A 16,550-nucleotide genomic window follows, 5' to 3' on the forward strand; every position below is an offset into this window, starting at 1 on the left:
GTTGCTACGTTTATTTGATCATTGGAAGGTTCAGGCCGTTGAGCCTGGCGCAGTCGATGGCGCTTTCATAGCCGGCGTCGGCGTGGCGCATCACGCCCGAGGCGCTGTCGTTCACCAGCACCCGCGCCAGGCGCCTGGCCGCCGCTTCGCTGCCGTCGGCCACGATCACCACGCCGGAATGCTGCGAGTAACCCATGCCCACGCCGCCGCCGTGGTGCAGCGAGACCCAGGTCGCGCCGCCGGCCGTGTTGAGCAAGGCGTTCAGCAGCGGCCAGTCGGACACCGCATCGGTGCCGTCGCGCATGGCTTCGGTCTCGCGGTTGGGGCTGGCCACCGAGCCGGTGTCGAGGTGGTCGCGGCCGATCACGACCGGCGCCTTCAGTTCGCCCGTGCGCACCATCTCGTTGAAGGCCAGGCCGGCGAGGTGGCGCTCGCCCAGGCCCAGCCAGCAGATGCGCGCCGGCAGGCCCTGGAAGGCGATGCGCTCGCGCGCCATGTCGAGCCAGCGGTGCACCCGCGCGTCGTGCGGGAACAGTGCTTTTATTTTCGCGTCGGTTTTATAGATGTCTTCCGGGTCGCCCGACAGCGCCACCCAGCGGAACGGACCGCGGCCCTCGCAGAACTGCGGCCGGATATAGGCCGGCACGAAGCCGGGGAAGTCGAAGGCGTCCTGTATGCCCTGGTCCTTGGCCACCTGGCGGATATTGTTGCCGTAGTCGACGGCGTAGGCGCCCAGGACCTTGAAGTCGAGGATGGCGCGCACGTGGATCGCGCACGACGCCGCCGCTTCCGCCTTCAGGCGCGCATGCTGGCCTGGGTCTTGCTGCGCGGCCTTCCACTGCTCGACGCTCCACCCGAGCGGCAGGTAGCCGTTGATCAGGTCGTGGGCCGAGGTCTGGTCGGTGACCAGGTCGGGCACCAAGCCGCCCTCGCGCGCGCGGCGTACGAGCTCGGGCAGCACCTCGGCCGCATTGCCGAGCAGGCCGATCGAGACCGCTTGTCGCGCGGCCTTGTGCTGGCGGATCATGGCGAGGGCCTCGTCGATATCGCGCGCCTGCTTGTCCAGGTAGCGGGTGCGCAGGCGGAAGTCGATGCTGCTCTGCTGGCATTCAACCGTCAGCGACACCGCGCCGGCGAAGGTCGCCGCCAGCGGCTGGGCGCCGCCCATGCCGCCCAGGCCCGCCGTCAGGACCCAGCGGCCAGCCATGTCGCCGCCGAAGTGCTGGCGGCCCGCCTCGGCGAAGGTTTCATAGGTGCCCTGCACGATGCCCTGGGTGCCGATATAGATCCAGCTGCCGGCCGTCATCTGGCCGTACATGAACAGGCCCTTGCGATCGAGTTCGTTGAAGTGTTCCCAGTCGGCCCATTTCGGCACCAGGTTCGAGTTCGCCAGCAGCACGCGCGGCGCATCCGCGTGGGTCTGGAACACGCCGACCGGCTTGCCGGACTGGATGAGCAAGGTCTGGTCGTCTTCGAGCTCGCGCAGCGAGGCCAGGATCTGGTCGTAGCACTCCCAGTTGCGGGCGGCGCGGCCGATGCCGCCGTAAACCACCAGGCGCTGCGGATTTTCCGCGACCTCGGCGTCGAGGTTGTTCTGGATCATGCGGTAGGCGGCTTCGGTCAGCCAGCTCTTGCAACTGAGCTGGCTGCCGCGCGGGGCCTGGATCACCCGGGTCGGGTCAAAGCGTGGGTCGTCGAGACGGGACGAATCGGTGGGCATGGCGGCTCCTTCGGTCGGTGACACGGCGCACGCCAGCGGCGCGCGCCGTAAAGCTGCTCTGAAGTCTAGGTTGTCTATACAACCCCGTCAAATCATTTTTTGAAGACCTGACGGCCCGCCACCCACGTCTCCAGCACGCCCGTCTTGTGGATATCGTAGGTCGGCATGCGGAACAGATCCTGGTCGATCACGATGAAGTCGGCCTGCTTGCCCGGCTCCAGCGAACCCAGGTTTTGTTCCTGGTGCCCCGCCCAGGCGGCGTCCAAGGTAAAGCAGCGGAAGGCTTCCTTGAGCGACATCGCCTGGTTCGGATACCAGCCGGCCACCGGCTGCCCTTGCGCATCCTGGCGCGTTACGGCGGCGTGGATGCCGAAGAACGGGTTCGGCGACTCGACCGGGAAGTCCGATCCGCAGGCGATGCGCGAACCCTGGTGCAGGAAGCTGCGCCAGGCATAGGCGCCCTTGATGCGCTCGGGTCCGACGCGGGTCTCGGCCATGTTCTTGTCCGACGTCGCGTGCGTCGGCTGCATCGACGGGATGATGTCCAGCGTCCTGAAGCGCGGGATGTCGGAAGGCGTTACCACCTGGGCGTGCTCGATGCGGTGGCGCTGGGCGCCACTCTTGGTGGCCGTCAGCTCCTTCTGGTAGATGTCGAGGATCTGCTTGTTGCCGGCATCGCCGATCGCGTGGACATTGACCTGGTAGCCCTTGCGCATGGCCTTGGCCATCATCGCGTCCATCTGCGCGGTCTTGTAGAACAGCAGGCCGTGCGAGTGCGACTCGTCGCTGTACGGCTTGATCAGGGCCGCGCCCCGGCTGCCCAGGGCGCCGTCCGAATACAGCTTGACGGCGCGCAGCGCATACATGCCGTTGCCGTAATCCTTCAGCGGGCCCTTGACCGCCAGCTGGTCGAAGTCCTTGTCGGTGCCGGCGATCATGCCGTATACCCGGGTGGTCAGCTTGCCCTGGTCGGCATAGGCGCGGTACAGGCGGTCCTGGGCCACGTCGACGCCGGCGTCGTGCACGCTGGTCAGGCCCACGCGCGCCAGTTCGCCCAGCGCGCGCTCGAGCATGACGCGTCCCTCGGCCTCGGTCTGCTGCGGCAGCACGCGGGTCAGCAGCTCCTGGGCGGTGTCGACCAGCACGCCGGTTGCCTCGCCGTTGGCGTCGCGCACGATCTTGCCGCCGACCGGGTCCGGCGTCGACCTGGTGATGCCGGCCAGCGCCAGCCCACGGCTATTGGTCCAGCCGGCGTGGCCGTCGACCCGCTCCAGCCACACCGGTCGGTCCTTGATAACACCATCGAGTTCCTTCGCCGTCGGGAAGCGGCCCAGCTTCCAGTTTTCCTGGTTCCAGCCGCGGCCGCGGATCCATTCGTGGCCGGCGTTGGCGCGCGCGTAATCGCCGATCGCCTTCAAGGCGCCGTCGAGCGAGGTGCTGTGGAACAGGTCGAGCTGGGTCAGTTGCTGGCCCAGGCCGAACACATGGCCGTGGGCGTCGATCAGGCCCGGCAGCAAGGTGCGCCCCGCCATGTCGATGCGTTTGGCGTTCGGCGCCCTGGTGGCGACATCCGCGCCGCTGCCGACCGCGATGATGCGGCCCTTGTCGTCGAAGGCGATGGACGTGAACTGGACCAGCTCGCCCTTTGTGTTCAGGGTGTAGCCGTTGGCGTTGTCGACCAGGGTGTCGGCGTGTGCCAGGGTCGCGCCAACCGCGCTGCCGAGGACAGTCAGGACGAACAGGGAATAGTGCAGGGGATTCTGGCGCGCGCGCATGCTGTTTTTTCTCTCCGTTGTGGTGGGTCCCGCGCTTCGTGGGCGCGGCAGGAAAGAGTGTATAGAAGAACGCGCCAAGGGCATAGCGCCCGGCGCGGCTTCGGCATGGCGGTATTTACCGGGCGTCCTCGCGTTCGCGGTCGAGCAGCGCGCGCTTGCGCTCGATGCCCCAGCGGTAGCCTGACAGTGCGCCGGAGGTAGCCACCACGCGGTGGCAGGGAATCGCGACCGCCACCGGATTGGCGGCGCAGGCCCCGGCCACGGCGCGCGCTCCACCGACCAGGCCGATCCGCCCGGCCAGTTCGGCATAGGTGACCGTCCGGCCCGAGGGAATCGCACGCAGCGCCTGCCACACGCGCTGCTGGAAGGCGGTGCCGCGCACGTCGAGCGGCAGGTCGAGGCCGATGCGCGGCGCCTCGACCAGGCCGATGACTTGCGCCACGGTGCGCTCGAAGCCTTCCTCGGCGCCCAGCAGCGCGGCCTTCGGGAAGCGCGCCTGCAGGTCTTCCACCAGCGGCTCGGGCTCCTCGCCCATCAGGATCGCGCAGATGCCGCGTTCGGTGGCCGCGACCAGGATCGCGCCCAGCGAGCATTCGGCCACGGCAAAGCGGATCGTTTCGCCGCGTCCGCCGGCGCGGTAGTTCGCCGGCAGCATGCCCAGCACCTGCGTCGACGCCGCATAGAAGCGGCCGCTGGAACCGTAGCCGGCGCCGTACAGCGCGTCGGTGACCGAGGCGCCCCCTTCGAGCTCCTGGCGCACGCGGGCGCCACGTTTTGCCGCCGCATAGGCCTTGGGCGTAATCCCCGTCTGCGTCTTGAACACGCGGTGGAAGTGGAAGCGGCTCATGCCGGCGGCCCGGGCCAGGGTGTCGAGGTCGGGTGCTTCGTTGGACGCCTCGATCAGGCGGCAGGCGCGCGCCACCGCCTCGCGCTGGCGCTCGGCCAGCGGCGGCAGGTGCGGCGCGCAGCGCAGGCAGGGCCGGAAACCCGCCGCTTCGGCCTGTTCGCTGCTGGCGTGGAAGGCGACGTTGGCGCGCTTGGCGCCGCGTGACGGACACGAGGGCCGGCAGTAGACGCCGGTGGTACGCACCGAGTAATAAAAGCGGCCGTCGGCGGCGGCATCGCGCCGCTGCACGGCGTCCCAGCGCGCGTCGTCGCTGTCTTCAATCGGCGCGCTGTCGTGGTGTCGCGAAGTTGTCGTGGTCATGGCCGTGCTCCGTGGTCAGGCAGTGGCGCCATCCTACAACCGTCCCGGCCCTCCCGCACTCCGGGTCTTGCTTTCGAATCCCGATGCTAGAATCGGACTTCGGTCGCACAGGCCAGGCATTCGGAGATGAGTTTGGAAGCACAGACCGCGCAAGAGAGCATGCAGGAAAAGTCGCCCATTTTCCAGCAGATCAAGGATTACCTGGTTGGCGAGATCGCCTCCGGCCGCTGGAAAGAGGGCGACCTGGTGCCGTCGGAGCAGGCGCTGGTGCGCCAGTTCGGGGTCTCGCGCATGACCGTCAACCGCGCCGTGCGCGAACTCACCGCCGAGCAGGTGCTGGTGCGGCGCCAGGGCTCGGGCACCTATGTCGCCCCGCAAAAATACCAGGCGACCCTGGTCGAGATCCGCAATATCGCCGACGAGATCCGCGCACGCGGCAAGCTGCACACGAGCCGCGTGCTGGCGCTGCAGGCCAGGCCGGCCGACGAGGCGCTGGCCGCCGAGTTCGAGCTCGAATCGGGCCTGCCCCTGTTCCACTCGCTGATCGTCCACTGCGAGAACGAGGTGCCGGTCCAGCTCGAGGACCGCTGGGTAAACCCGGCTTGCGCCCCGGCCTACCTGGAACAGGATTTCTCGCGCATCACGCCCAACGAACACCTGATGGCGGCCGCGCCGCTGCAGGGCGCCACCTATACGATAGAGGCGCAGCCGGCGCCAACGGAAGAAGCGCGCCTGCTGGCGATCGATGCCGGCGCCCCGTGCCTGGTGCTGCACCGGCGCACCACCTCGGCCGGCCGGGTGGCGTCGGTGGCCACGATGTGGCATCCAGGCCACCTCGCGCGCTTCACGGGCAGCGTCTGACAAATAAATACAGCATGAGACAACCCGCAGTGCCAGTTTTTCGCCATAATGGCCGTCGACCCGACATTACCCATTCCAGATAACACGCACATGCCTCCCGATGCCGCCGCCGTGTCGCGTTCCGCGCAACTGCACGTGATGGTGCTCGACGATGATCATTTGCTGCTCGAGATGATGCGCGAGATGCTGGGTGTGTGCGGGATATCCAGGATCATCCTCGAACACGACGCGCGCCAGGCCCTGGCCCGGTTCGGCGAATTCATGCCCGACGTGCTGATCTGCGACCTGGTGCTGCCCGAGATGGATGGGATAGAGTTCCTGCAGGCCGCGGCAAGCCACGGCTACCGCGGCAAGGTGATCCTGCTGTCGGCCCTCGAGGACGGGGTGCGCGAGGCGGCGGCCGAACTGGCGCGCGCCCTCGGGTTGCGGATGGTCGGGTCCTTTCGCAAGCCGCTCGCGCCCGAGCAGTTGCGCCAGGCACTGGCATGTTGAGATTTTGTACAAACCGCCGAACACTTTTTAAAAAAATGGGGTATCATTCGCCTCATTCCCCGCCTGACACCCTCTAGCCGTTCTTCCAATATTGAAATTCGCACACAGTGCCTCCACCATTGTGTAGCTGCAATATTAGGCAAGAAAGTAAACACGGTAGCCGGTCGAGACATTCCGCATGACGAGTCTCAAGGCGTTAATAACGATTCTTACCTCACATTGAGGAAACCATGAGCGAAAACATCAAACACATCAGCGATGCATCCTTCGAAGCCGACGTGCTCAAGTCCGAGCAGCCGGTGCTGGTCGATTTCTGGGCCGAGTGGTGCGGTCCTTGCAAGATGATTGCCCCCATCCTGGAAGAAGTAGCCAAGGAATACGCAGGCAAGATCACGATCGCCAAGATGGACGTCGACGCGAACCAGGCCGTGCCGGCCCAGTTCGGTATCCGCGGCATCCCGACCCTGATCCTGTTCAAGAACGGCCAGGTCGCAGCCCAGAAAGTCGGTGCCGTCGCCAAAGGCCCGCTGACCGCTTTCATCGACAGCAATATCTGATATAAGATAACGGTGACGGCGCGCCCGCGCCGCCGCCATGTTCGGCCGGGAGCCACACTCCCGCCTTGATTAACCCACGCAGTCCCCTCCCCTACCTAATTCACCCGTCACGGGTCACCCACACACATGCATTTATCTGAACTGAAGGCGATGCACGTTTCCGCGCTGCTGGAAATGGCAATCGGCCTCGACATCGACAACGCAGCCCGCCTGCGCAAACAGGAACTGATGTTCGCGATCCTGAAAAAGCGCGCCAAGCAGGGCGAACAGATCTTCGGCGACGGCGCGCTCGAAGTGCTGCCGGACGGTTTCGGTTTCCTGCGCTCGCCGGATGCGAGCTATATGGCTTCGACCGACGACATCTATATCTCCCCGTCGCAGATCCGTCGTTTCAACTTGCATACGGGTGACTCGATCGAAGGTGAAGTGCGTACGCCGAAGGATGGCGAGCGCTATTTCGCCCTGGTCAAGGTCGACAAGGTCAACGGCGAATCGCCGGAAGCCTCGAAGCATCGCATCCTGTTCGAAAACCTGACGCCGCTGCACCCGAACGAGCCGCTGCGCCTGGAGCGCGACATGAACGGCGCCGAGAACATCACCGGCCGCATCGTCGACCTGATCTCGCCGATCGGCAAGGGCCAGCGCGGCCTGCTGGTGGCGTCGCCGAAGTCGGGCAAATCGGTCATGCTGCAGCACATCGCGCATGCGATCACCGCAAACCACCCCGACGTCACCTTGATCGTGCTGCTGATCGACGAACGTCCCGAAGAAGTGACCGAGATGCAGCGTTCGGTGCGCGGCGAAGTCGTCGCCTCGACGTTTGACGAACCGGCCACCCGCCACGTGCAGGTCGCCGAGATGGTGCTCGAGAAGGCCAAGCGCCTGGTCGAAATGAAGAAGGACGTGGTCATCCTGCTGGACTCGATCACCCGCCTCGCGCGCGCCTACAACACCGTGATCCCGGCCTCGGGCAAGGTGCTGACCGGTGGTGTCGACGCCAACGCGCTGCAGCGTCCGAAGCGCTTCTTCGGCGCCGCCCGTAACGTCGAGGAAGGCGGCTCGCTGACCATCGTCGCGACCGCGCTGATCGAGACCGGCTCGCGCATGGACGACGTGATCTACGAGGAATTCAAGGGCACCGGCAATATGGAGGTGCACCTGGAGCGCCGCCTGGCCGAGAAGCGCGTCTACCCGGCGATCAACCTGAACAAATCGGGCACCCGCCGCGAAGAGCTGCTGATCAAGCCCGACCAGCTGCAGAAGATCTGGATCCTGCGTAAGCTCCTGTACTCGATGGACGAGATCGAGGCGATGGAGTTCATCCTCGACAAGATGCGCGCGACCAAGAACAATGTCGAGTTCTTCGACATGATGCGCCGCGGCGGCTGATACGCCCCGACGCAACGCGTGCGAAGGCAGCCTCCGGGCTGCCTTTTTACTTGGCATTGCCTGGCGCTGGAAACCGCTTTATAATCTCCGGTTCAGTCCAACCCCTGGCAAGTGATCGGCAATCGGGTCAAGAAGCAGTCCGACCGACGAAGTGCTGTTTGGCTACCAACTCAATAGAAAGCAGAACCATGAAGACCGATACCCATCCAGATTACCGCGAAGTCGTCTTCCACGACCTGTCGTGCGACTTCAAATTCGTGACCCGTTCGACCATCAACACCCGCGAAACGATCAACCACGAAGGTAAAGATTACCCACTGGTCAAGATCGAGGTGTCGGCTGAATCGCACCCGTTCTTCACCGGCAAGCACAAGATCGTCGACACCGCTGGTCGCGTCGAGAAATTCCGCCAGAAGTTCGGCGCGGTCGGCTCGAAGACCTCGGTCGCCAACGGCTAATTGCCGAAGTAGATTCCTTGAAGCCTCCGGGCTTCGCGAAAGAAGCCGCTTCCGCGGCTTCTTTTTTTTTCGCAGCTATACTACGCAGTTATTTTATCCATCAGATTTGCCGATGAAACCAGTCCGTCTTCCCGCCGCCGCCACCCTGGCGCTGCCCCGCTGGGCCCTGCTCGCGCTGGGCATGCTGTACATCCTGCCCGGTGTGATCGGCCGCGACTTGTGGAAGGAAGACGCCGGCAGCTTCGGCATCATGTGGACCATGGCGCACGGCGGCCCGGGCGACTGGCTGTACCCGAACATCGCCGGCCTGGCCAGCGTCGACGAAGGCCCGCTGGCGTTCTGGCTGGGCGCCATCTGCATCAAGCTGTTCGGCTGGATCCTGGGCGACGTGCTGGCCGCACGCGTCTCGACCATCGGCATCTTCGTGCTGGGCACGATGTCGCTGTGGTACACCGCCTTCCACCTCGGCCGCCGCGCCGAGGCGCAGCCGCTGCGCCTGGCCTTCGGCGGCCAGCCCGAGCCCGACGACTATGGCCGCACGCTGGGCGACACCGCCGTCCTGATCTACCTGGGCAGCCTGGGCCTGCTGCTGCAGAGCCACCTGACCCTGGCCGCGACCCTGCAAGGCGCGCTGCTGGCCTATTTCCTGTACCGCGCCGTGCGCTACGTCGAGCACGCCAGCATCCGCAACGCGGTGCTGGTCGGCGTCGCCCTGGGCGCCCTGACGCTGACCCAGGGCTTCCTGCCGCCGCTGGTGCTGATCGTCGCCCTGTTCGCCTGCACCCGCTACCTGGACATGCCTGCAGGCCAGGCGCTGCGCGACCTGGCCGTCGCGGCCGGCGTCGGCTTCGGGCTGACCCTGCTCTGGATCCTTCCCGCCGTTGCCGTGCAGCCGTATGGGCTGTCGCCGGTCGCCGACTGGCTGGCGTGGAACGCCGAGCAGTTCGGCCTGCCCGGCTGGACCGCGCTGAAAGCCTTCTTCCGGATCGGCATCTGGTTCTTCTGGCCGGCCTGGCCGTTCGCCCTGTGGGCGATCTGGGCCTGGCGCCGCCAGCAGCAGATGCTGCACATCGTGCTGCCGGTGTTCTTCTTCCTGGCCCTGGTGCTGCAGCTGCTGTGCGACCCGGTGCCGGAAAACAGTGACTTCCTCAAGATGCTGCCGCCGCTGGCCCTGATGGCCGCCTTCGGCCTGCCGACCATGAAACGCGGCACGATCAACGCCATCGACTGGTTCTCGGTGATGGTGCTGACCATGCTGGGCGCCACCATCTGGCTGTTCTGGATCGCCAAGCTGACCGGCTGGCCGGCCCAACTGGCCAAGAACGCCCTCAAGCTGGTGCCCGGCTTCACGCCGGAAATCGGCATCGTCACCTTCACGGTTGCGGCCGCGGCCAGCGTGGGCTGGGTGATGCTGGTGCACTGGCGCCTGTCGCGCCAGCCGTCCGTGCTGTGGCGCGCCGTGGTGCTGTCGTCCGGCGGCCTGATCCTGTTATGGGTGCTGTTGATGACATTGTTCCTGCCCGACTTAAACTATGGCAAGAGCTATGCCGGCGTGGCCCAGCAGATCGCGGCGCGCCTGCCGGCCGACACCGACTGTATCGACACCAATGTCGGCCCGGCCCAGCGCGCCTCGCTGGCTTTCTATGGCCGCCTGCCATTCGTCACCCTGGCCGGCGGCAAGTGCGATTATGTCCTGTTGCAAGACAGTATGCGCAGCCGCAATGACCGTGCGCTGCTGCGCAAATGGGGCGTGCGCGACACGATCCCACTGTGGGAAGGCCGGCGCGCCTCGGACCGGGACGAGCGCTTCAGGCTATTCCGCCGGACCCAGTAAGCACCTGCTTCGACAAGCCGCACCGTATGCGGCTTGTTTTTTTGAAGCCTGCGAGCAACGATATTCATCTGTGCGCGGCATGCCTTGCCAATATGAGAACCTGTTCACAGAGGACGCCTGTTTGCGTTGAGTCAAATACCGGCCCAATCCTGCTCGTCACAATCATTTTGTCGATGAGGATCAAACCTGGGCTGATGCGTGAACGCCAGTTGGATTGATGGCGTTGACAAGAATCGTTGCACAAGATGCTGTGAGGAGAGATCACCATGAAGAGTGTAACGTTTTCAGAGATCGTTCGCGTCCGGGAACGACCCGGCTTCCTGCGCCGCATCGACACCTGGCGCCAGTCCCTGCCCTGGGCGCTGACCCTGCTGGGCGGCCTGCCCCTGCTGATCGTGGCGCTGCACCTGATCGACCCCGAGGCGCCGCTGCCCTATATCGTGTTGCCGGCGATTGTGGGCGGACTGCTGCCGGTATGCATGCTCGGCCCGGGGCGCTTCGAGATGCGCACACGCTTCGATGCCCACTACATGATCAGCACGCTCGACGAAGCGCTCGGCGCGCTGGGCTACCGGCGCTTCGCTGCCGACAGCACCAGCATCCGTTACTTCCGGCCGCGGCCCTGGTTGAGCGCGCAAGAAGGCGCAATCAATGTCGCGGTGCGCGAGCATATGCTGGAAATTATCGGGCCGGTGGGGAGTTTGCGCTTGTTGCAGCATCGGATTGCGCGCTGAGCGATCGGACGCGGCAGGCGACGGTTTGCGACCGCGCCCGGCTTGACCCTTTCTGCGCCATCCATGCCACGCGTGTAAATTTGTCGCTTACACTGGTCAGTTGCGCAGTCGATGTGCTAAGATGCGCGCCTGCTATTGGGCCTCTGTGGCGGAATTGGTAGACGCACTTGACTCAAAATCAAGCGCCGAGAGGCGTGCCGGTTCGATTCCGGCCGGAGGCACCATTACCTTGTAGCATGATGTACTACTGAATGTCGAAACCCGCGCTCTCATAGAGGACGCGGGTTTTTTGTTGCATCAGGCTGTGCCATCAAAAGGCATGACAGCCCAAAATTTTGATGGTACTTTCGTTGGTACTCCCAAGCAACGAACATCAAAGTACCAACATGCCCTTAACCGATACCTTCGTCCGTCAGCTCAAGCATACTGGCAAACCCGCCGGTGTAAAGTATTCCGACACTCTTGCGCTGTATTTGCATGTAAAAGAATCCGGCAAATACTGGCGCATGAGCTACCGATTCAACGGCAAGCAGCGCCTGCTGGCTCTGGGTGTCTATCCCACCGTCACCCTCGCCCGTGCGCGTCAGTTGCGAGACGAGGCGCGTCAGCTCGTCAGCTCCGGTATCGATCCCATGCAGGCCAAACGCGACGGACGAGCCGCGAAGGTGCTAGCGGCGTCCAATAGCTTTGAGAACATGGCCCGCGCGTATCTGGACAAGGTTGCGCCTAACCGCTCCGCGAGTACACTAGAGAAGAATACGTCCTGGCTAGAGCGAAACGTATTCCCAATCATCGGCGCTATGCCCATTTCGGTGATAGGGCCTCGTGACGTGCTGGCGATGCTTCAGAAGATTGAGGCACGTGGTGCTTTGGAGTCTGCGCACAAGATCAAGCAGCTATGCGGTCAGGTGTTCCGGTTCGCCGTCGCTAGCGGAATGGCAGATCGAGATGTGACGGCAGACCTGCGTGGCGCGCTGGCTAGCGTACCGAAGAACCACTATGAATCGCCCCGGGTTTTGTAGAGGCTCCATTCTTTGAGAAAATGGAGCCATGAAGAAGCAACCCAAGTATTCCCCCGAAGTCATTGAGCGCGCTGTGCGCATGGTCAGCGAAGCAGCCAGCGAGTACGAATCGCAGTGGGCAGCGATCACGTCGATCGCTGCCAAGATCGGCTGCACACCTGAAACGCTGCGCCGCTGGGTACGCCAGCAAGAGCGTGATACCGGCCAGCGCCCAGGGACGACCACTGCCGAAGAGGAGCGCATCAAGGCGCTGGAGCGAGAAGTGCGCGAGCTGCGCAAGGCAAATGAGATCTTGCGTCTGGCGAGTGCGTTTTTCGCCCAGGCGGAGCTCGGCCGCCACTTCAAGCCGTGAGGGCATTCATCGACCAGCACCGCCATGCCTACGGTGTCGAGCCGATCTGCAAGGTGATGCAGGTCGCGCCGTCGGGCTACTGGCGTTACGCGGCGCAACAGCGTAACCCGGCGTTGCGATGCGCACGTGTCCAGCGCGACGACGTGCTGAGCGTCGACATCGAACGGGTCTGGCAAGCGAACATGCAGGTCTACGGGGCTGACAAAGTGTGGCGCCAGCTGCGCCGTGAGGAGACCGACGTAGCCCGCTGTACCGTGGAGCGCCTGATGCGCAAGGCCGGCCTGCGAGGCGTCATGCGCGGCAAAGTCGTGCGCACCACGGTTGCCGATGCGAAGGCGCCATGCCCTCTTGATCGGGTCAACCGACAGTTCAAGGCGCAGCGGCCAAACCAGCTGTGGGTCAGCGATTTCACTTACGTCTCGACTTGGCAGGGCTTCGTCTACGTGGCTTTCGTCATCGATGTTTTTGCTCGCCGAATCGTCGGCTGGCGTGTCAGCAGCTCGATGCGGACCGACTTCGTGCTCGACGCCCTGGAGCAAGCACTGTACGCCCGCCAGCCGGAACGAAACGCATTGGTCCATCACAGCGATAGGGGCTCGCAATACGTGTCGATCAAGTACAGTGAGCGATTGGCAGCAGCCGGCATTGAGCCATCTGTGGGCAGCAAGGGCGACAGCTACGACAACGCCCTGGCCGAGACCATCAACGGGCTCTACAAGGCTGAGTTGATCCACCGCCGCGCTCCCTGGAAGACGCGTGAGGCCGTTGAACTGGCTACCCTGGAATGGGTGTCCTGGTTTAACCACCACCGCTTGCTCGAACCACTCGGCTATATACCGCCGGCGGAAGCTGAGGCAAACTATTACAAGCAACTGAGCGGTCAAGCCATCCCGGCCTGACTCACACTAACCGGCCTCCACGAAAGCCGGGGCGATTCACTTCTGCTGCTCCAGCACCGTCTGCGCTGCCTTGACGGCCCCTATGGCCCTCTCAAGGCCCTGTGGAGCCACTACAACGGACCTAGCTCGCCCTCCCTTGGTTCCGTCCCTGACGATAATCGGCTGTCCTTGAGCTAAGGCCTTTCCCCACTCGCGCAATGAGTTGGCTGACATGATCGCCTCGCGCTCACGCAGGCCCAAGCTACGACTCAATTCGATGAGAGCCTTGGTGTTCGCCGGCGCCCGCTCCAATGCACGTTGAAGCACTTCGGGATCAACCACTTTACCGGACCCCATCCGGGTACCTGATGGCACCCCGAGTTCTTTGTTCGAACACACGTCTTGGGCGAACTCGGCGCGTCCCCCTCCCTCCAGGGCGCGCCGAACGTGGCTCATCTCGTTTTGAATCGATCGGGCGCTAATGCCTTTTTCGATGCGTCCTGCGACAAAGCCCTTCAGCTGCTTGGCCGTCAACGAGGCCGGATCCACCGCACCCCATCGCTGCTGCTTCCCGAAGGCCTCAAGCGCCTTGAACGTGGTCTGCATCCTGGTCTTCGTTAGCGTCGCGGCACCCTTGTCAGCCAAAGCCGCCTTCATGAATTTCGCAGTTGTGGAGTCACTTTGCTTGTAAGTCTTAACCATCAAAAAGTCTCACGAATTTGGGAAAAAATCCTGGTACTGCCAACACCGAGCTGCATGCACGGTGGTCATACGTCGTTTAGATGGGAGTGGCCAGCCGTCATGCAGACGGGGGGTAGTTCGGCCTGGTGAAGCATGCTGAATAGGTGCGCTATGGGCCGCGCCAGGCCTTGCAGGGGACTCCTTTCTGGATTGGTTTTGAGGTGGTTTTTACGCATGGAAAATGCGCGTCACTTCGGGCTCGGTTTGCAGGAGCCGCATGGTTGCTAGGGTTTGATGGCGGGTCGAGACCGCGTCACTACTGGGTAGTGACGCATTAAAAAAATGACGTAGCAGATCGCAAACGAGCATGTCAGCACATGATCGGGCGATGGTGGCTACATCAGAATTGTGTATAGGCGGCCAGAGGCCGAGTTGTTGAGTGGCTGTGAGGCCGTTCAGATCCATCCCGCTAAGCGGTAAGAAATCTTGGAGATAACGCTCTTTCGCTGAAGGGCTTCCAACGAAAAAGGTAGGTTGCAGGTAAAAATATGCCGCAGGGCGACAGAATCATTTTACAGGCAAAGTTTCCATATGGGAATGCTTAAACTACCTGCAACTGTACCAATCAAAGCCGCCTTCGAGCGGCTTTTTTGTTGCCCGCCCCGTGCGGTTTTTTTATGTCCGGATTTTTATAAATCAACAAAGACAAGAGCGCCACTGCGACCATCGTGCTTTCCTTGATGACAACTGTTGTCAAATCTGGCACGGCGGTGATCGCCTTGGTAAAAGTCCTGCCTTTCTTCTAACTGCTCCAGTCGTCCCAGCAACTTTCCCGGCTTGGACTGATTTTTGCGATGCAAAGATCAGTCGGGTAGCTGCGAGCCGCTTTACTATTGATAACCTATTTTGTCAAGAGTTAAAAACTGCCGAAATCTAACAAAAAACATTGATGAAACAAAAATTTTTGTTTACACTGTATTTATTGTTTAAATAAATTAATTTAAAGAAAGTACGAAACTAAATGAAGATAGACAAACGCCATGATGAGTTGTTGACTTCCCGTTTGGAAGAAATCGTAACCAAAGGATGTGCCTTCATCGCCTGGAACGAACTCTATCTTTGGTATGGGGTTCAGAAACTTGCTGCACGTACCTACCGTGATCTTGCTGAACGCTGGGATGAAATCACTAACACTCATGAGCTAGAGCATCTTGGAAAGCTCGCATTTGTTCAGAGTCCCTGGGCGCGCGGTGGTGGTGCAGGCATCTACTTGTTCGGCAGCGAAATGCCCCAGATCGTGAACGACTACGACGAATAAAAAAGTGGTTTTGACAAATAACCAATCGAACAATAACTGTAAAACTGATAAGAAGACTTTATGAACAAAGCAAAACTGGCTGACCTATACGAAAGCAACTCAACCATCCGTGCAATTCTGGATATGTTAGCTGAAAGAGCGAACAACTCGAAGATAAGCTTCGCCAAAAGGATTCATTTCCTTCTTAAAAAGAGAGGCGTTGTCGTTACGTATAGGGAGTTAATTGCCGCGTTTCGCCTCTTGCAGGAAGCAGGATGTGGAATTTTCGTAAGAGGTTCAAAAGGTTATTCGTCGCGTTTTGACTGGGCAGTCAAGACAACACTAGTCGCTTACCATGCGGGTGATGCGATTGGGGAGCAAGCCGAGCAGGAGGAAGAAGACGAGGAAGACGAGGAAGACGAGGAGGAGGAAGAAGACGAAGAAGACGAAGACGAAGAAGACGAGGAGGAAGACGATGATGATGAAGATGACGAATCGGAAGCGCGCGCAATACGTCATTCGTTTGTACTTCGTCTCGACCTAAGAATCTCCCTATATTTGCCGGCAAGCCTGAACCAGACCGAAGCTAACCGTCTTGCCCAGTTTGCGGACTCTCTATCATTCACCGATCCATTCGAGAGTGAAGAGGACGAAGATGAGGAATACGACGATGAGGAAATTAAGCATTCCTATGTACTGCGCCCGGGTCAGCGCGTAACGCTTCGATTACCTGCAGATCTTACGCTACGGGAATCGACACGACTTGCGGAGTTCATTCGCGCTTTGCCTTTCACCGGATAACTGTGCCGATTGAAATTGAACTGCAAGTTGTAATGATCTTGCCTCGCGAGGGCATCATTATTACTCAGTATGTAACGAGGCCTCGGCAAGGGTTCTCATTGAGAGAGGAATCAAATCTCAACGGTTGTCCAATTGCCAGCCTCACATCAACGAAAGCCATGAATACCGATGGTCTACGCCGGCGTGACCTCATCAGCTTCCAGTTGATCGACAAACGCCATGCGGGAAAAATTTCTGCAGCGCAGATGGTTTATTTGCGAGGGGTTGACCCCGAAGGATTGTTTCCTGACTAGAGTATAGGTGGCTTTTGCATAGGAAGCCGCTGTGATGTGTCTGTACTCACTTTCTTATGAGTAACTGAAAGTTTCAGGTGGACCAAGATTCGCCTTTGCCCATGGCATCGTTGTAGGCTTAGGCCAGCAGATAAGCGTGGCGCGCCGCGGCCGGCATGGCAGATGCAGCCATTACGAGCCAGTGCGCGCGCCGTGTCGG

16 protein-coding genes, 1 tRNA gene and 1 other annotated feature are annotated in these 16,550 nt (G+C 61.8%); of the genes, 13 read left to right on the plus strand and 4 right to left on the minus strand.

Going from position 1 to position 16,550, the window contains the following annotated elements; translation table 11 throughout:
• Window positions 1–10 precede the first annotated feature (10 nt).
• From hutU to ada, 3 genes are all read right to left on the minus strand, one after another.
• Complete coding sequence (hutU, locus tag AC56KW_RS03135) at window positions 11–1,720, minus strand: urocanate hydratase (RefSeq protein ID WP_497169271.1); 1,710 nt, start codon at window positions 1,718–1,720, stop codon at window positions 11–13.
• A gap of 92 nt (window positions 1,721–1,812) precedes the next feature.
• Window positions 1,813–3,495: an amidohydrolase gene (locus AC56KW_RS03140; protein WP_497169272.1), complete on the minus strand. Its 1,683-nt coding sequence runs from the start codon at window positions 3,493–3,495 to the stop codon at window positions 1,813–1,815.
• Between the two features lie 115 nt (window positions 3,496–3,610).
• Window positions 3,611–4,702: a bifunctional DNA-binding transcriptional regulator/O6-methylguanine-DNA methyltransferase Ada gene (gene ada / locus AC56KW_RS03145; protein WP_497169273.1), complete on the minus strand. Its 1,092-nt coding sequence runs from the start codon at window positions 4,700–4,702 to the stop codon at window positions 3,611–3,613.
• 159 nt (window positions 4,703–4,861) lie between these two features.
• On the opposite strand from ada, the gene hutC reads away from it, so the two are divergent.
• The 10 genes from hutC (at window position 4,862) to AC56KW_RS03195 (ending at window position 13,300) form a co-directional block, all read left to right on the plus strand.
• Window positions 4,862–5,563, plus strand: a complete 702-nt coding sequence (hutC, locus tag AC56KW_RS03150; protein WP_497169494.1) for a histidine utilization transcriptional repressor HutC — start codon at window positions 4,862–4,864, stop codon at window positions 5,561–5,563.
• 90 nt (window positions 5,564–5,653) lie between these two features.
• Window positions 5,654–6,055, plus strand: a complete 402-nt coding sequence (locus AC56KW_RS03155; protein WP_497169274.1) for a response regulator — start codon at window positions 5,654–5,656, stop codon at window positions 6,053–6,055.
• Window positions 6,056–6,285: 230 nt separating this feature from the next.
• Window positions 6,286–6,612, plus strand: a complete 327-nt coding sequence (gene trxA, locus AC56KW_RS03160) for a thioredoxin TrxA (RefSeq protein ID WP_005665082.1) — start codon at window positions 6,286–6,288, stop codon at window positions 6,610–6,612.
• A gap of 126 nt (window positions 6,613–6,738) precedes the next feature.
• Complete coding sequence (rho, locus tag AC56KW_RS03165) at window positions 6,739–8,001, plus strand: transcription termination factor Rho (RefSeq protein ID WP_005665081.1); 1,263 nt, start codon at window positions 6,739–6,741, stop codon at window positions 7,999–8,001.
• 188 nt (window positions 8,002–8,189) lie between these two features.
• Complete coding sequence (locus AC56KW_RS03170; RefSeq protein ID WP_497169275.1) at window positions 8,190–8,459, plus strand: type B 50S ribosomal protein L31; 270 nt, start codon at window positions 8,190–8,192, stop codon at window positions 8,457–8,459.
• A gap of 112 nt (window positions 8,460–8,571) precedes the next feature.
• Window positions 8,572–10,293, plus strand: a complete 1,722-nt coding sequence (locus AC56KW_RS03175) for an ArnT family glycosyltransferase (RefSeq protein WP_497169276.1) — start codon at window positions 8,572–8,574, stop codon at window positions 10,291–10,293.
• Between the two features lie 266 nt (window positions 10,294–10,559).
• Complete coding sequence (locus tag AC56KW_RS03180) at window positions 10,560–11,027, plus strand: hypothetical protein (RefSeq protein WP_497169277.1); 468 nt, start codon at window positions 10,560–10,562, stop codon at window positions 11,025–11,027.
• 139 nt (window positions 11,028–11,166) lie between these two features.
• Window positions 11,167–11,251, plus strand: a tRNA-Leu gene (locus tag AC56KW_RS03185).
• A gap of 162 nt (window positions 11,252–11,413) precedes the next feature.
• The gene (locus AC56KW_RS03190) at window positions 11,414–12,049 is read left to right on the plus strand and encodes a tyrosine-type recombinase/integrase (protein ID WP_497169278.1); all 636 of its coding nucleotides are present in this window, start codon (window positions 11,414–11,416) and stop codon (window positions 12,047–12,049) included.
• A gap of 28 nt (window positions 12,050–12,077) precedes the next feature.
• Window positions 12,078–13,300 (plus strand): IS3 family transposase gene (locus AC56KW_RS03195; RefSeq protein WP_497169279.1). Its coding sequence is split into 2 segments (ribosomal slippage): window positions 12,078–12,366 and window positions 12,366–13,300, totalling 1,224 coding nucleotides; the frame shifts between segments, so codons are not numbered across the junction.
• Window positions 12,356–12,472, plus strand: a sequence feature (AL1L pseudoknot). (Overlaps the previous gene by 117 nt.)
• 36 nt (window positions 13,301–13,336) lie before the next feature.
• Here AC56KW_RS03195 and AC56KW_RS03200 read toward each other — a convergent pair.
• On the minus strand, window positions 13,337–13,981 hold the full coding sequence (locus AC56KW_RS03200) for an integrase domain-containing protein (protein WP_497169280.1): 645 nt from the start codon (window positions 13,979–13,981) through the stop codon (window positions 13,337–13,339).
• A 1,000-nt stretch (window positions 13,982–14,981) separates the two neighbouring features.
• Here AC56KW_RS03200 and AC56KW_RS03205 point away from each other — a divergent pair.
• The 3 genes from AC56KW_RS03205 to AC56KW_RS03215 are packed head-to-tail and all read left to right on the plus strand — an operon-like array spanning window position 14,982 to window position 16,351.
• The gene (locus tag AC56KW_RS03205; RefSeq protein WP_497169281.1) at window positions 14,982–15,278 is read left to right on the plus strand and encodes a hypothetical protein; all 297 of its coding nucleotides are present in this window, start codon (window positions 14,982–14,984) and stop codon (window positions 15,276–15,278) included.
• Window positions 15,279–15,338: 60 nt separating this feature from the next.
• A complete protein-coding gene (locus tag AC56KW_RS03210; RefSeq protein WP_497169282.1) occupies window positions 15,339–16,058 on the plus strand; it encodes a hypothetical protein in 720 nt (239 codons plus the stop codon).
• A gap of 2 nt (window positions 16,059–16,060) precedes the next feature.
• Window positions 16,061–16,351, plus strand: a complete 291-nt coding sequence (locus tag AC56KW_RS03215) for a hypothetical protein (protein WP_497169283.1) — start codon at window positions 16,061–16,063, stop codon at window positions 16,349–16,351.
• Window positions 16,352–16,550 lie beyond the last annotated feature (199 nt).

This window comes from Telluria sp. RT2P19 (genome assembly GCF_059685725.1).

Bases quoted from the DNA above. Each gene is read 5' to 3' on its own strand.
- AC56KW_RS03190 (WP_497169278.1), top strand. From the start codon at position 11,414: ATGCCCTTAACCGATACCTTCGTCCGTCAGCTCAAGCATACTGGCAAA.
- AC56KW_RS03210 (WP_497169282.1), top strand. From the start codon at position 15,339: ATGAACAAAGCAAAACTGGCTGACCTATACGAAAGCAACTCAACCATC.
- AC56KW_RS03205 (WP_497169281.1), top strand. From the start codon at position 14,982: ATGAAGATAGACAAACGCCATGATGAGTTGTTGACTTCCCGTTTGGAA.
- AC56KW_RS03155 (WP_497169274.1), top strand. From the start codon at position 5,654: ATGCCTCCCGATGCCGCCGCCGTGTCGCGTTCCGCGCAACTGCACGTG.
- hutU (WP_497169271.1), bottom strand. From the start codon at position 1,720: ATGCCCACCGATTCGTCCCGTCTCGACGACCCACGCTTTGACCCGACC.
- AC56KW_RS03200 (WP_497169280.1), bottom strand. From the start codon at position 13,981: ATGGTTAAGACTTACAAGCAAAGTGACTCCACAACTGCGAAATTCATG.
- trxA (WP_005665082.1), top strand. From the start codon at position 6,286: ATGAGCGAAAACATCAAACACATCAGCGATGCATCCTTCGAAGCCGAC.
- hutC (WP_497169494.1), top strand. From the start codon at position 4,862: ATGCAGGAAAAGTCGCCCATTTTCCAGCAGATCAAGGATTACCTGGTT.
- AC56KW_RS03180 (WP_497169277.1), top strand. From the start codon at position 10,560: ATGAAGAGTGTAACGTTTTCAGAGATCGTTCGCGTCCGGGAACGACCC.
- ada (WP_497169273.1), bottom strand. From the start codon at position 4,702: ATGACCACGACAACTTCGCGACACCACGACAGCGCGCCGATTGAAGAC.
- AC56KW_RS03175 (WP_497169276.1), top strand. From the start codon at position 8,572: ATGAAACCAGTCCGTCTTCCCGCCGCCGCCACCCTGGCGCTGCCCCGC.
- AC56KW_RS03140 (WP_497169272.1), bottom strand. From the start codon at position 3,495: ATGCGCGCGCGCCAGAATCCCCTGCACTATTCCCTGTTCGTCCTGACT.
- rho (WP_005665081.1), top strand. From the start codon at position 6,739: ATGCATTTATCTGAACTGAAGGCGATGCACGTTTCCGCGCTGCTGGAA.
- AC56KW_RS03170 (WP_497169275.1), top strand. From the start codon at position 8,190: ATGAAGACCGATACCCATCCAGATTACCGCGAAGTCGTCTTCCACGAC.